Annotated in this window: 11 protein-coding genes and 2 tRNA genes; 5 read left to right on the forward strand and 8 right to left on the reverse strand. The window is 71.4% G+C overall.

The features are described from left to right. Positions 1-9: 9 nt before the first annotated feature. Positions 10-933 (reverse strand): alpha/beta hydrolase, encoded by a 924-nt coding sequence (locus ncot_RS12425; RefSeq protein ID WP_168617893.1) that lies wholly within the window; start codon positions 931-933, stop codon positions 10-12. Between the two features lie 25 nt (positions 934-958). Beyond that, positions 959-1768 carry a protein phosphatase 2C domain-containing protein gene (locus ncot_RS12430; RefSeq protein WP_168617894.1) on the reverse strand — a complete coding sequence of 270 codons (810 nt, stop codon included), beginning with the start codon at positions 1766-1768 and terminating at the stop codon, positions 959-961. 118 nt (positions 1769-1886) lie between these two features. On the opposite strand from ncot_RS12430, the gene ncot_RS12435 reads away from it, so the two are divergent. The 3 genes from ncot_RS12435 to ncot_RS12445 all read left to right on the forward strand — a co-directional run bounded on the left by ncot_RS12435 (position 1887) and on the right by ncot_RS12445 (position 4136). Further along, positions 1887-2435 (forward strand): DUF2784 domain-containing protein, encoded by a 549-nt coding sequence (locus ncot_RS12435; protein WP_168617895.1) that lies wholly within the window; start codon positions 1887-1889, stop codon positions 2433-2435. A 98-nt stretch (positions 2436-2533) separates the two neighbouring features. Beyond that, the gene (locus ncot_RS12440; RefSeq protein WP_168617896.1) at positions 2534-3952 is read left to right on the forward strand and encodes a serine/threonine-protein kinase; all 1419 of its coding nucleotides are present in this window, start codon (positions 2534-2536) and stop codon (positions 3950-3952) included. Between the two features lie 110 nt (positions 3953-4062). Continuing rightward, a tRNA-Ile gene (locus ncot_RS12445) sits at positions 4063-4136 on the forward strand. 79 nt (positions 4137-4215) lie between these two features. On the opposite strand, the gene hrpB is transcribed toward ncot_RS12445, so the two are convergent. Continuing rightward, positions 4216-6633: an ATP-dependent helicase HrpB gene (hrpB, locus tag ncot_RS12450; protein WP_346766620.1), complete on the reverse strand. Its 2418-nt coding sequence runs from the start codon at positions 6631-6633 to the stop codon at positions 4216-4218. Here hrpB and betC point away from each other — a divergent pair. Next, positions 6587-8479 (forward strand): choline-sulfatase, encoded by a 1893-nt coding sequence (betC, locus tag ncot_RS12455; RefSeq protein WP_240937890.1) that lies wholly within the window; start codon positions 6587-6589, stop codon positions 8477-8479. The two genes, hrpB and betC, sit on opposite strands and share 47 nt — an antisense overlap. A gap of 26 nt (positions 8480-8505) precedes the next feature. On the opposite strand, the gene ncot_RS12460 is transcribed toward betC, so the two are convergent. The 4 genes from ncot_RS12460 to ncot_RS12475 form a co-directional block, all read right to left on the reverse strand. Continuing rightward, positions 8506-8578, reverse strand: a tRNA-Asn gene (locus tag ncot_RS12460). Between the two features lie 88 nt (positions 8579-8666). Next, positions 8667-9173, reverse strand: a complete 507-nt coding sequence (locus tag ncot_RS12465) for a hypothetical protein (RefSeq protein ID WP_168617899.1) — start codon at positions 9171-9173, stop codon at positions 8667-8669. Beyond that, positions 9170-11095 carry a DNA primase gene (dnaG, locus tag ncot_RS12470; protein ID WP_168617900.1) on the reverse strand — a complete coding sequence of 642 codons (1926 nt, stop codon included), beginning with the start codon at positions 11093-11095 and terminating at the stop codon, positions 9170-9172. The genes ncot_RS12465 and dnaG overlap by 4 nt, the downstream gene beginning before the upstream one ends. Positions 11096-11200: 105 nt before the next feature. Continuing rightward, the gene (locus ncot_RS12475) at positions 11201-12442 is read right to left on the reverse strand and encodes a deoxyguanosinetriphosphate triphosphohydrolase (protein WP_168617901.1); all 1242 of its coding nucleotides are present in this window, start codon (positions 12440-12442) and stop codon (positions 11201-11203) included. A gap of 306 nt (positions 12443-12748) precedes the next feature. On the opposite strand from ncot_RS12475, the gene ncot_RS12480 reads away from it, so the two are divergent. After that, a complete protein-coding gene (locus ncot_RS12480; protein WP_168617902.1) occupies positions 12749-13411 on the forward strand; it encodes a maleylpyruvate isomerase N-terminal domain-containing protein in 663 nt (220 codons plus the stop codon). A gap of 92 nt (positions 13412-13503) precedes the next feature. On the opposite strand, the gene ncot_RS12485 is transcribed toward ncot_RS12480, so the two are convergent. Then, positions 13504-14379 carry a hypothetical protein gene (locus ncot_RS12485; protein ID WP_168617903.1) on the reverse strand — a complete coding sequence of 292 codons (876 nt, stop codon included), beginning with the start codon at positions 14377-14379 and terminating at the stop codon, positions 13504-13506. Between the last annotated feature and the right edge of the window lie 99 nt (positions 14380-14478).

Here is a 14478-nt window from a genome sequence, read left to right on the forward strand (position 1 = left end):
GGCAACTTTTCAGCTGTTCTGCGCCTCACCACGTCGCGGACCGAGGGCGCCGAGCACGTCGAGCACCTCCTGGGCGACGCCCAGTCCACCCAGGTGGCTCTCGCCGTCCATCGTGAACAGCCGCGCGTCGGGCAGACGATCGACCACGTGCCGCCCGTGCGCGAACGGCACGATGTGGTCCGCATCGCCGTGCCACCAGCGCACCGGCACCTGCACGTCGGCGAGCCGGAAGCCCCAGTCCCGGGTGAACAGCACCAGGTCGTTGAGCGGCGCCGAGCTCTGGAAACGGGTTCCGTTGAGCAGGTCGTCGAGGAACATCGCCTTGAACTCCGGTCGCCCGAGCAACGTCTTGTCCCCGACCGGCTGGAGCGCTGCGTAGAGAGCCAGCGCCGGGCCGGCCAACGGCTTGACCATCCGGATGGCCTGGGTGAGCGTGATCCCGAGCGGCACGCGCGCGGCCGAGAGCAACGGAGCCAGGTGCACTGCCAGCTGCACGATGCCGTCGGGCGCGGCGTCCGGGCCCCGGGTGGGAGCCACGCCGCCCAGAACGGCCACCCCGCGCACCCGCTCGGGCAGCGCGGCCCCGGCGGCCAGCACGTAGGGCCCACCCCCGGAGAGCCCGATCAGGTCGAAGGCCTCGAGCCCCAGGGTGTCGGCGAAGATCGCCAGGTCGGCCGCCCAGTCGATGACCTGCGGGTAGAGGTGAGTCGTCGACGATCCGATGCCGGGCCGGTCGATGCCGATGATCCGCAGGCCGTGCGCCACGGCGTACGCCCGGGCCTCGATGGGGATCTGGCGCCGCGCGCCCGGGGTGCCGTGCATCCAGATGACGGGACGCCCGCTCGTGGAGCCGTACTCGGCGAAGCTCAGGCGCCGGCCGTCACGCACCGCGACAGTCCCCTCGAGGGCCGGGCGGGCCAGACGGTGGCTCATGGCGAGATCGTACGGCGAGGCGCGCTCACGACATCTCGGCGGCCGAGGGGTCCACGACGTTCGCCGGGTCGCGCACAGCCCCCAGCCACTGACCGTCTCCGACGACCCGGGGGCCGTCGATCACGTCGACCACCACGCAGGTCACGTTGTCGTTGCCACCGGCCGCCAACGCCTCCGAGACCAGACGGGCCGAGGCCGAGCGCGGGTCGGCGATGAGCAACCCCTCAGCGATCAGCTCGTCGTCGACGAGGTCGCTCAACCCGTCGCTGCACAACATGATCCGGTCACCGGGCGACACCTCGAGCTCCAGGACGTCGGCGGCCTCGATCTCTCCGGTGTCGCTGCCCGGCAGCGCGCGCAGGACGACGTTCTTCCAGTGGTGCACCCGCGCCTGGGCAGGCGTGAGGTGGCCCTCCTCCACCAGCTGCTGCACGAAGGTGTGGTCGGTGGAGAGCTGGACCAGGTGCCCCTCGTGGACGAGGTAGGCCCGGGAGTCCCCGACGTGGGCCAGCGCCACGCGTGTCCCGTCGGTGGCCACCGCGGTCAAGGTGGTGGCCATACCGGCTCGACGCAGGTCCTTCGCGACACCGTCGAGCAGCTGTCGGCGGGCCGCGGCCACCGCCTCGGCGAGCGCCGCACGCGGATCCGCGTCCGGCAGGGCCGAGGCACCGGCGGTCACGGCGTACGTCGTGGTTGCGGAGGCGATCTCCCCCGCCGCGGCACCGCCGACACCGTCGGCGACCAGGGCCAGGTAGGGGCCGACGAAGCCCGAGTCCTCGTTGTGGTCGCGCACGTGCCCCACGTCGGTGACACCGACTCCGGTGAATCTCAGCATGGGCACCCCTGTTCGCAACTGCAGGAAGTAGAGCGGCTGACGGGGGATTCGTCAAGACAATCGTGCCTCGCTGGCACAAACCCGGCCAAAGCACCCCCGCTGGCCTAACCTGAGCAGCATGCAGACGGATTCGGGTCCCGCACCCGGCGGGCTCGAGGTCAGGCGCAGGCGTTGGACGGCCTGGTTGTGGGTCCCAGCACTGTGCGTCCTGGTGGCCGTCGGGCTGTGGTGGACGGGCCGCCCGTCACCGCTGCCGACCAGCGATCGCAGCATCGAGGTGACCGTCAAGACCGGGCAGCAGGTGTATGTCGGCGTGAGCGTGGACGTCGACCGGGACATCGAGATCTCCGGGGTCGAGATGGAGACCACCTCGTCCACCGGGGATCCGCTCACCACCGAGGGACTCGACCTCAGGACCTGGATCTGCAGGGACGGCGCCATCTCGCAGACCACCGAGCCCGAGCGCTTCTGCGCCGACGTGCTGCCCGCCGAAGGGAGCTCGTTGCACCTCGGCGGCGCCGACCAGCTGATGCTCAGTGTCGACTCGAGCACGCCCGTGGACCTGCACCTCGACCGCTTGCGGATCGAGTACCGCGAGGGCCTTCAACGGGCCACCCAGGACTTCGGCCCCACCTTCGACATCGCCGTCCTCGGCGAGCCGGGCTGAGCCGGGCCGACCGGAACGGCGTGCGGGAAGCACCGAGGTGTCGAGCTCCCGGGTGACACCCGCCGACTAGAATCACGGGGTTCGAGGAAGGAGGTGTCGTGGGGACACTCATCGCAGGGCGCTACGAGATCGGGCGCGAGATCGGGCGCGGCGGCATGGGCGCGGTCCTGCTCGCCCGAGACGTGGTCCTCGACCGCGAGGTCGCCGTGAAGCGCGTGGGGCTGACCCCTGGCACCGACGACACCGACATCGAGCGCGTACGCCGGGAGGCGCGGGTCTCCGCGATGCTCAACCACGAGCACGTGGTGGCGGTCTACGACCTGGTCAGGGAGGGCGACGCCCACTGGCTGGTGATGGAGTACGTCCCCTCGGTGAACCTCGGCGAGCTGATCCGCAGGGACGGCCCGCTCACCCCCGACGACGCGGCCCGGGTGGTCGGCCAGGCCGCGACCGCCGTCGCCGCGGCGCACGAGGCCGGCATCGTGCACCGCGACATCAAGCCCAGCAACCTGTTGGTCGCCAGCGACCGCACCGTGAAGCTCAGCGACTTCGGGATCGCGCGCACCGGCGACGACCCGACCTTGACCCAGACCGGCATGGTCACGGGCAGTCCCGGCTACCTCTCCCCCGAGGTCGCCTCCGGCCACCCTGCCAGCCCGGCCAGCGACGTGTGGTCGCTGGGTGCGACGGTCTTCCACGCGGTGACCGGCGGGCCGCCGTACGACACCACGGAGAACCTGATCGGGGCCCTCTACCGGATCGTCCACGAGGAGCCGCCGCGCACGGACCGGGCCGGCTGGCTCGAGCCGTTGCTGCTGGCGACGATGCACCGCGACCCGAGGGCGCGCTGGTCGGCCCAGGACGTCGCCCGATTCCTCAACGGTGGCCCGGGACGGGCACCCGCCCCCGTGTCCGTCGCCGTGCCGGCCTCGGCTCCGCCCGCTGCCGCGACGCAGCACCCGGCCGCCGATCCGGCGCGTCACACGCCCGTCGAGCCCGTCGAGCCAACCGCCGTGTTCACCCCCGCCGACGACGCGAAGCGGTCGCGCGGGCCCGCGATGATCGGTGCCCTGGCACTCGTCGCAGCAGTCGTGCTCGGCGCATGGCTGATGGTTCGCGACGACGGCGATCCGGGACGTGCGAGCGGCGCGGACCGTGACCGGACCAGCCAGGGCACGCCCAAGAGCTCCGACACCCCGCCGTCCGACGCGCCGACCGCCGAGGGCATGTCGCAGTTCGTCACCGACTACCTCGGAACCGTCACCAAGGACCCGGCCACGACCTGGACCATGCTGACGCCGGCCTTCCAGGACGCCAGCGGTGGCTACGACTCCTACAGCGGGTTCTGGGGCGGCGTGGCGAGCGCCAAGGTCTCCGACATCGTGGCCGATCCCGAGACCCTCGAGGTGAGCTATCACGTCGACTACACCGTCAAGGGCGGTGAGAAGTCGAGCGACGACGTGCGGTTGCGCCTGACCTATGCCGACGGCTCCTACAAGATCAACGACGAGCTCTGACCTCGGACGAGCACCGCGAACGAGCACCCGCGAGAAGACCGGCTGCGAAGCCCGGTGGAGCACCCTCGACGGACGGGTGTGCCGCGGCGCTCGGTAGGCTGCTGCGCCGAGGGGCGGTAGCTCAGTCGGTCAGAGCAGAGGACTCATAATCCTTGGGTCGTGGGTTCGAGCCCCACCCGCCCCACGTGCGCGCAGTGGCGCACCGTGTGGATCTTCCGGCGCGCAGTGCCGGAGGATCCACACAGTGACCCAGCGGAGCCCACTCAGTCACCGGCACGCTTGGTACGCCGCGTGGCCGGCGCCGTGCGGGGGTCGTCCGGCCAGGCGTGCTTCGGATAGCGACCACGCAGGTCGGAGCGCACTCCCGGGTAGCCGTTGTCCCAGAACGAGTCCAGGTCGGCGGTGACCGCGGCCGGACGTCGGGCCGGCGAGAGCAGGTGCAACAGCAGCGGCACCCGTCCGTCGGCGAGCGTCGGGACCGAGGCCCAGCCGAACACCTCCTGCAGGCGTACGGCGAGCACCGGCTGGTCGGCCCGGTAGTCGACCCGGAGGGCGGAGCCCGTCGGCACCACGACCCGCTCGGGTGCGAGCTCGTCGAGCCGCCCGGCCTCCGGCCAGGGCAGCAGGCGACGCAGTGCCGAGGTGATGTCGATGCGTTGCAGGTCCTTGGCGCTGCGCACCCGGGCGAGCTCAGAGCCCAACCAGGACTGGAGATTCTCGGTCAACGCTGCGTCACTGACGTCCGGCCACGGGTCACCGAGGATGCGGTGCAGGAACGACAGGCGAGCACGCAAGGAGGTGGCCGACTCCGACCAGGTGAAGACGTCGAGCCCGTCGCGCGCCAAGCCCTCGCCGATCGCCCCGGCGACCAGGTCGAGAGGTGGGTCGGGCAGTGGCACCGACGTCAGCTCGATGGCCCCCAGGAGGGTCCGCTGCCGGGAGCGCACCCGCCCGTCCGACCAGGTGACGTCCGAGGACTCGGTCCACAGCGGGGCCGCCGCCTCGAGCGCGAGGTCCTCGGTGATCGGTGCCGCCGAGCGGATCGTCGCCTCCCGGCGCCCCGGGCGGCGGGAGGCGTCGGCGACGGCCAACCACTCCAGGCCTGCCAAGGGGCCGGGGTTGCGCGGGTCGAGCTCCGCCCCGGTGCCCGAGGTCATCAGATAGCTGCTCGACCCCGAGCGCCTGCGCGCGATCCGGTCGGGGTGCGCGAGCGCCACCACGAGCCCGACGGCGACGTCGTCGGTGAGGCTCGCCGACCCGTCGCCCGGCGTCTTCGTCTCCACCAGACGCTCCAGTCGTCGCGCCTGGGCCCGCCAGGTCGAGTGCTCCCGTCCGGCCGACCCCGCTCCTCGACCGGCTCGACCACTCGCTCGGTCGCCGCCCCGCAGGGAGCGCAGTGCGGCGACGAGGTCCCCGCCGGGTGCTCGGACGTCCTCGGCCAGCATCGCGACGACCTCGGCGGCTCGTCGTAGGCCGACCAGCTCGGCGCCGTCGATCAGGGCTCGGGCCAGGCGCGGGTCCGTCGGCACGTCCGCGATGAGCCCGCCCCGGTGGGTGATCCGCCCCGCGTCGTCCACCGCGCCGATCTCCCGGAGCGTCGCACGAGCGGCATCCAGGGCATGGGCCGGCGGCGCGTCGAGCAGGGCCAGCCCGGCGCCGTCCGGGCTCCCCCACCGTGCCACCTCGAGCGCGAACGAGGTGAGGTCGGCGGTGGCGATCTCCGGCTCGGGGTGCGCAGCGAGGTGGGCGTGGTCGGCCTCCGACCAGCAGCGCAGCGCCGCACCGGGTCCCAGTCGGCCGGCACGCCCGGAACGCTGCTCGGCCGAGGCGCGGCTGACCGCGACCGTGACCAGGCCGGCCAGGCCGCGCCGGTGGTCCACCCGGGACTCCCGCGAGAAGCCGGCATCCACGACCACACGCACCCCGGGCACGGTCAGCGACGACTCGGCGACCGCCGTCGAGACCACCACCCGACGGCCAGGTCCCTCGCTGAGGGCGCGGTCCTGCTCGGCCGCAGGGAGCCGCCCGTGCAGTGGACGTACGTCGACACCGGTGCCGGCCAGGCGACGTACGGTCGCGTCGACCTCCGCCACACCCGGGACGAAGACCAGCAGGTCCCCCTCGTGCTCGGCCAGCGCGCGTCGCACGGTGGCGGCGACGTGGTCGTGGAACGCGGGCGTGATCCCGCGGTCGTCGGTGCGTCGTTGCCCGGCTGGTTGCGGGCACCAGACCGGCTCGACCGGGTGCAGCGCACCCGGGACGTCGACCACCGGCACCGGATTGCCGGACCCGAGCAGCGCAGCGGTGCGCTCGGCCTCGATCGTCGCTGACATCGCGACCAGCCGCAGGTCCTCGCGCAGGGTGGCGCGAACGTCCAGCAGCAGGGCCAGCGTCAGGTCGGCGTCCAGGTGGCGCTCGTGCACCTCGTCGAGGATCACCGCGTCCACCCCGGGCAGCTCGGGGTCCTGCTGGAGCCGGCGCAGCAGCAGCCCCGTCGTCACGACCTCGATCCGGGTGCCGTGCCGGACCCTGCGGTCCCCGCGAACGGCGTACCCGACGGTCTCACCGATCGGCTCCCCGAGGAGGGTCGCGAGGCGTCTGGCGGCCGCACGCGCGGCGATCCGGCTGGGTTGGGTGACCACGACCCGACCGCGCACCCCGGCTGCCACTGCCGGCGGCACCAAGGTCGTCTTCCCGGTGCCCGGAGGTGCGTGCACCACGGCAGCGCCGAGGTGCGTGCACCACGGCAGCGCCGACGGACTCCATCGCACCCGCGATGGCCGACAGGCCAACCAGCACGGGCAGGTCGGGCGGCGCAGCGAGCAGCCCCTGGATCGGGTCGGACACCCCTGCAGTGTGCCCGACGCCGCCCGGGTGCACGCCACCGTCCTCGAGCGAACCCCGGTGACGCTCGCCGCGGTGGCTCCCGAGTGGCACACTCGCACCATGGAGACGGCGGGGCTGTCGCAGCCGAATGTCCTGGTGGTGATGTTCGACCAGGTCGCACCGTCGGCCCTGCGCTGCTACGGCAACCCGGTGACCCTCACCCCGACCATCGACCAGCTGGCGCGCACGGGGGTGGTCTTCGACGCGGCGTACTCCAACAGCCCGCTGTGCACCCCGGCGCGCTACTGCATGATGACGGGGCGGCTGCCGTCGGGCACGGGTGGCTACGACAACGCCGCCTACCTGCCGAGCACGCAGCCGACACTGGCGCACTACGCGAGGCTCGCCGGCTACCGCACCGTGCTGGACGGCAAGATGCACTTCGTCGGCCCCGACCAGCTGCACGGCTTCGAGGAACGGCGCACCACCGACATCTATCCCGCCGACTTCGGCTGGACCCCGAACTGGCTGCAGCCCGACGAGCGCATCGACTGGTGGATGCACAACATGGACTCCGTCAAGGAGGCCGGCACGGCCGAGGTGACCAACCAGCTCCTCTACGACGACGAGGTCGGCCACCAGGGCATCCGGGCGCTGCACGACCTGGCCCGGGCCGACGACGAGAGGCCTTGGCTGCTTGTGGTCAGCTTCACGCACCCGCACGACCCCTACGTCACGCGCTCGCGCTACTGGGACCTCTACGACGGTGTCGACATCCCGCTGCCCTCGGTCGGACGCGACGACGTGCCGCTCGACCCGCACACGGAGCGACTGCGGCGGTTGAGCGCGATGGACGAGGTCGAGATCACGGCCGACGACACCCGGCGCGCGCGTCGCGCCTACTACGCGAACCTCTCCTACCTCGATGAGTGGACCGGGCGGCTGATGTCGACCCTGGACGCGCTGCAGGTCCGTGACGACACCATCGTGGTGCTGCTCGCCGACCACGGAGACATGCTCGGCGAACGCGGGCTCTGGTACAAGATGAGCTTCTTCGAGGACTCCGCGCGGATCCCGATGATCGTCAACGCGCCGAGACGGTTCGCGCCCAAGCGGGTCGGCGAACCGGTGTCGCTGGTCGACGTCCTGCCCACGGTCACCGAGCTCGCGGGTGACCGCGTGCCTCCCAGCGTGACCCCGTTGGCGGGCCGCTCCCTGCTCGACCTGTGCGGCGACCAGCCGCCGACGCACGATCCGCTTCCTCGCGAGGTCATCGGCGAGTACTGCGGAGAGGGCGCCGTCGCCCCGATCCTGATGCTCCGACGGGGCGACCTGAAGTTCGTGCACTCCCCCGTCGACCCCGACCAGCTCTACGACCTCGCCACGGATCCGGCCGAGCGGAAGAACCTGGTCGATGAGCCGGGCCTCGAGGGAGCCGTCACCGCGTTCCGCCGCAGCGTCGCCGAGGGATGGGACCTCGACGCGCTGTACGACGACGTCATCGCCGACCAGTCGCGTCGGCGGCTGGTGGACGCCGCGCTGCGCACCGGCAAGGTCACCCCGTGGGAGTACGCACCGCCGGTGGACGCCAGTGCGCAGTACATGCGCAACCACCTCGACCTCAACGAGGTCGAGCGCGGCGCGCGCTTCCCCCCGGCACCCAGCCGCGTGGTCAACGACGAAGGGCCCGACCGGCGGTGATTCCCGCAGGTCAGGCCCTTCACTTGCTCCCCCGGCTGGACTCGAACCAGCAACCCTCCGGTTAACAGCCGAATGCTCTGCCAGTTGAGCTACAGGGGATCGTTTGGCAGCGCCGGAAGAATAGCAAGGACTGGGTGGCCACGCGAAATCAGGCTCGCTGTTCCAGGGATTCGACCCCTGCCCGGGCTCAGTGCGCGCCGGGCCCGACCTCGTCCCGAGCGGCTGCCAAGGCCACCTCCGCCCGTCGGCGCACCTCCGGATCGTCGGGGTCGACGCCCTCGTCGAACTCGTAGACCCACTCCACCGGCTGGTGTCCACGCGGCGCGCGTCGGCCGATCACGATCACCCCGCGCTTCCCGTGGATGGGCACGTGACGCTGGAGGACGATGCTCGCCGTGACCCGCTCCCGGACCAGCTCGAGCAGGCGGCCGGGCTCCTCGAGCGGCAACGCGTGGGCGGGACGCTCCCGCCCCCAGCTGCCGACCTCGGAGACCGTCAGCGTGGCCTCGTCCTTGTCCCAGTCGGCGCGTTCCACGATCTCCCACGGGATCCGCTGCGCGTCGACGTAGAGCGCATCACGGGTGCCGACGACCACGCGGCCGTCGGCCGTCACTGCTCCTGCCAGGGCCTTCTCGCCCGGCCCCACTGCAGCGGTCCGGACCTCGTCCGGGAGTTGGTGGCGCAAACGGATCACTGCTGGCTCCCCATCGCTCGCTCTCGCAGGTGCCGGCGCCGCTGCTCGAGGGACATCAGCTCGGCGAAGGACGTGCTGTAGTCGTCCGCCTGGGCAACCGGGTCGGTGCGTTGGAGTCGACTCTTCACGTCGGTCAGGCGCCGGGTGGCGGTCAGCTCCATCAGCTTGAAGACGTGCGCGTGCACGTAGGCCAGGTCGGGCTCCTTCGACGTCATCAAGGGCTCGACACTCAGCTCGGTGAGCACACCCGAGACCGTCGGGTCGGTGGTCTGGTCACGCAGCCTCGCCGTCCATCCGGCGTCGGCGGACGCCGGTCCGCCCGAGGCCGCGATCGCCTCCCACACCGCACGGTAGGTCGGGTGCGTGAAGTCATCGGGCCCCAGGTCGCGGGCCGCAGGCTCGACCAGGGCGGGGTGGTGCAGGACGAGCTTCAGCGTGGCGCGCTCGATGGAGAAGCGGGGATCGCGCAGGTTGGGCAGCGGCGGGGCAGGGGGTTGCTGGGGCGCCTGCTGGGCTGCCTGACGTGCTGGGTCCTGGCTCGGGGCAGCGTTGCCGGCTCCCGGCTGCTGCCGCGCCGCCCCGCTGCCCCGAGCCGGGCGCGCGGCCGCACGGCGTACCTCTCGGCGGGCCTCGTCGACGTCGACCCCGACCATCTGCGCGATCTCCCGGGAGAACGCCTCCACCTTCGACTTGTCGCGCACGCTCGACACCATGGTGGCCGCCTCGCGCAGCGCGTCGACCCGTCCGTCGGCACGCTCGAGGTCGAAGCGGGCGAGCACGTTCTCGAGGGCGAAGCGATAGAGGGGGCGACGGTTCTCGACCAGCTCGCGCACCGCCTCGTCCCCGCGTTGGATGCGCAGGTCACAGGGGTCGAGGCCGTCGGGGGCCACCGCGACGTAAGTCTGCGAGGCGAAGTTCTGGTCGCTGCGGAACACCTTCATCGCGGCGTTCTGACCGGCCTGGTCCCCGTCGAAGGTGAAGATCACCTCGCCGCGCGAGTCGTCGTGGTCGTGGAGGAAACGCCGCAGGATGCGGGCGTGGTCGTCGCCGAAGGCGGTGCCGCACGTGGCCACGGCGGTGGGTACGCCGGCCAGGTGGCAGGCCATCACGTCGGTGTAGCCCTCGACGATCACTGCCTTCCCACTGCGGGCGATCTCGCGACGAGCCAGGTCGATGCCGTAGAGCACCTGGGACTTCTTGTAGATCGGTGACTCAGGGGTGTTGAGGTACTTCGCGTCGATGCGGTCGTCGTCGAAGATGCGCCGGGCGCCGAACCCGATCACGTCACCCGACGAGTCGCGGATGGGCCACACCAGGCGCCCGCGGAACCGGTCGTAGAGGCTGCGACCGCGGGCCACGAGGCCGCCGGTGACCAGCTCCTCCTCGGAGAAGCCCTTCTGGCGCAGGTGCTTGAACAGGGCGTCGCCGTCACGAGGGGCGAATCCGACCCCGAAGGTCTCGGCCGCATCCTTGTCGAAGCCGCGTCCGTCGAGGAACTGGCGGGCAGCCAGTGCGTCGGGTGAGCCGAGAGCGTCGGCGTAGAAGGCCTGGGCCTGCTTGTGGGCGTCGATCATCTGGCTGCGCCTGGGCCCGCGGGGCGCCTCGGGTGCGCCGCCCTCCTCGCGGCGCAGCTGGACGCCGTACTTGTCAGCAAGGCGCTCGACGGCCTCGGCGAAGGAGACGCCGTCGATCTTCATCAGGAAGGTGAAGACGTCGCCCCCCTCCTGGCAACCGAAGCAGTGGAAGAAGGCCCTCGCAGGAGTGACGTGGAACGACGGCGACTTCTCGTCGTGGAAGGGGCACAGGCCCTTCATCGAGCCCCCGCCGGCGTTGCGGAGGGTCACGTAGGACGACACGACCTCGTCGATGCGGGCCTTCTCGCGGACCTCCGCGATGTCGTCGTCCCTGATCCGTCCTGCCACGTCGCGGAGTCTACGTCCAGGGGGGCTGGCGGTGCGGGCCGGTCGCCGGACGCTGTGGAGGAGCCACCGTCCGCCTGCACTGTCCGGCGACCGGAGACCGGGCCCTCAGTCCCCGACGACGTGGCGCCGGTGCCAGCCGAGCGCCGAGGCATCGGTCAGCGACGCGAGCTGGTCGATGACCACACGCAGTCCAGCCGCGTCGTCGACGGCCTCGGCGTGGTCCCGGGCGAATGCCGGGTCGAGCCGGTCGGGCCGGTCGACCAGCGCCTCGAACAGCTCTGCCAGGAGCTCCTGCTGACGCGCCATCGTCTCGATGCGTTCGTCGGAGCGCATCACGTAGTGCGCAGCCATTCCCTTCAGCACCGAGATCTCGACCAGTGTCTGCTCCGGCACGATCAGGTCCGCGCGGTAGCGGACGAACGACTCCGTGCCGTAGGCCTCCAGCATGGCGCCCTGCACTGCCCCGCAGAAACGCCCGATCAGGTCGCTGGTGACGTTCTTCAGGTTCGCCAGCGAGCGCCGGGTGCCGTCGTACGACGCGGTCGGCCAGCTGGCCTGCGACTGCATGCCGGCGAGCGCCTGCTCGAGCTGGTCGTCGGCGGCGTCGGGGAGGTACCACTCCCGGACCGTCTGCCACACGGCGCGACGCTCCTCCGCGGAGGCGAGCCGACCGAGGTCGATCCGGTCGGCCACGACACCGTCCTCGACGTCGTGCACCGAGTAGGCCACGTCGTCGGCGAGGTCCATGACCTGTGCCTCGACGCACCTGCGACGGTCGCTGCGCCCGTCGCGCATCCAGTCGAAGACCGGCACATCGTCAGCGTAGGCACCGAACTTGGTGCCGGGAGCGTCACGCAGCCACGGATACTTCGTGCAGGCGTCGAGGGTCGCCCGGGTGAGGTTGAGACCCACCGAGCGGCCGTCGGAGTCGAACGTCTTCGCCTCGAGGCGGGCCAGGATCCGCAAGGTCTGGGCGTTGCCCTCGAAGCCACCGCACGGCTCACCGAGCCGGTCGAGCACCTGCTCGCCGTTGTGACCGAAGGGCGGGTGGCCGAGATCGTGGGCCAGGGCCGCGGTCTCGGTGATGTCGGGGTGGCAGCCCAGGGCACGGGCGAGGTCGCGGGCGATCTGGGCCACCTCGAGCGAGTGGGTCAGCCGGTTGCGCACGAAGTCGTCGCTCTGCGGGCCGACCACCTGCGTCTTGGCCGCGAGCCGGCGTGATGCGGCGGCGTGCACGACCCGTGCCCGGTCCCGCTCGAACGCGGTGCGGACGGGCGCGTCCACCCGCTTCGGCGGCTCCGGGACGATCCGCTCTCGGTCGCGGTCGTCGTACTCGTTGATCCTCATCAGGCCTGAGACTAATGGGTGCCGCAGGAAGTTCGTCGGGGATGGCCCGCGCCGGGTCCGGCCACCCGAAGATCTTCGGCGGTGCCGCTGGTCCTCGACGTGGCACGTCGGGCACCAGCCACCTCCACGACTTCCGGGGTCCGCGGTGCGCCACTGCTCGTGCGCCGCCGACCGGCCTCGGCGCGTCCCTGCGTGCGGTGGACCAATTGGTCCACCGCAGGCAGTGCCCCCGAGGTTCCCCCCTGGAATGCCGCCGGCCCCGCTGCAGGAGACGACGCGAGGTCACGGCACTCCTAGGGTGGGTGCATGAGACTGACTGTCCCCACAGCGACGGCCCGCACCGCGTGCGCCGAGTCCGTCGTCGGCTTCGTGCGCGCCGTGGACGCGCTGTCCGAACTCGACCTGTTGGGTGCCTCGCGCTGCCACGGTTGGACGCGAATGGACGTGATGGTGCACGTCATCGCCGGCTGGGAGGACATGCTCGGCGGTCTGGTCTCGTCGGTCGATGCAGAACCCACCGTCGATGCAGCGACCTACTGGCCCGCGTTCGCCGCCGAGTTCGTCGCGGACGATCCGATCCCCGCGTTGATGGCGCAGCGGCGACGCTCCACGACGTACCTGCGACCGGCATCAGCGACCCGTCACCTGCACGAAGTCGCGGACGCGCTCCTGCGCGGCATCGCATCACTCCCCCGTGGGAACTGCCTGTGGCAGGGACACGTCTTCACCGCTGGTGACTTCCTCACTGTCTGGGCAGTCGAGGACGTCGTCCATCACCTCGACCTGCGCTCCGAGGATCCCGCTCCGGACAGTGCGCTGGCGCTGGCCCGGGCCACGATCGAGGCTCTCGTCGGGGAGCCGCTGCCCACGGGGTGGACGGATCTCGAGGCCACGTTGATCGGCACCGGCCGAGAGCCCGTCCCGGAGGACGGTGGTGCGATCCGGGATCGGTTCCCGGCCCTGGGATGAGTCGTCGCGTCTGAAATGAGTCACGCGCGATTCACTGTCACCTGGTGACAGTGGATCGCGCGTGAGTTGCCCACACGCCGGGGCAGGAACGATCAGTACGTCGTGACGTGCACGTGGTCGTAGTGGTTCGCGGTCGTCGAGCCACGGTCCGACATGCCGCGCCAGCCCTCGCTGGAGCGCTGGACCGACCAGATCTTCTGGGAGTAGATCGCGTAGCTGACTCCCAGCTCGGAGGCGTGGGCGCGGACGAACTCCGCGACCTCCCAGCCACGCGCGCCGCTGACCATGATGTCGACCGCGATGCCCTGGGCGTGCTCGCCGTCACCACGGAAGGTGCCGTAGGTGGTGATCTCGGGGAACGCGGCGCACACGGCCTCGTGCACCTTCACGATGTTGGGGCTGACACCGCTGGCCACCGAGGTGCCGTTGGTGCAGGAGCCACCGAGGCCGGCCGGGCCCTCGACGGGCTTCTCGTCGGCGAGGTACTCGGCGGTGACCCAGCGCGACTCGCCGTCCACGACGACCTCGGCGCGGGCGTTCAGCTCACGACCGGTGGTCAGCACCTTCTTGCCCGACTCGATCGTGCCGAGCTGGGTGGCCTCGTCGGTCGGGCCGTCCCAGAGGTTCAGCTCCTCGGTCGTCCACAGATCCACGGAGGCGTTCGCGACGGCGTTCCTGGTCGCCTTCAGCTGGGCGTCGCCGGCGAAGCGCGCGGAGGTCGCCAGCTTCTTGACCTCCAGCGGCGCGCCACGGTCGGCACCGGAACGGGAAACCGGCTTGTCACGCCGGGCGTGGTCGCCGATCGAGGCCTGGTTGGCGCTCACGACCTCCTGGACGTCGGGGTCGGAACCGAGCACGCCCACACCCACGACGGCGAGTGTGGCGGCCACCGAGAGGGGTCCGGCGATGAGGAGAAGACGGGGCTTGCGGCGGGCATTGGTGTCCCGCTTGTGGCTTCTGTTTGCCACAGCGCTGATCCTTTGCGATAGCTGTCAAGGACGGTGCACCGACATGGTTGGCGTCAGGCACGAGCGTCGAGTGAAACATAAACCAACCCAATATGTCCC

The organism is Nocardioides sp. JQ2195, assembly GCF_012272695.1.
In the GTDB taxonomy this organism is placed as follows: Bacteria; Actinomycetota; Actinomycetes; order Propionibacteriales; family Nocardioidaceae; genus Nocardioides.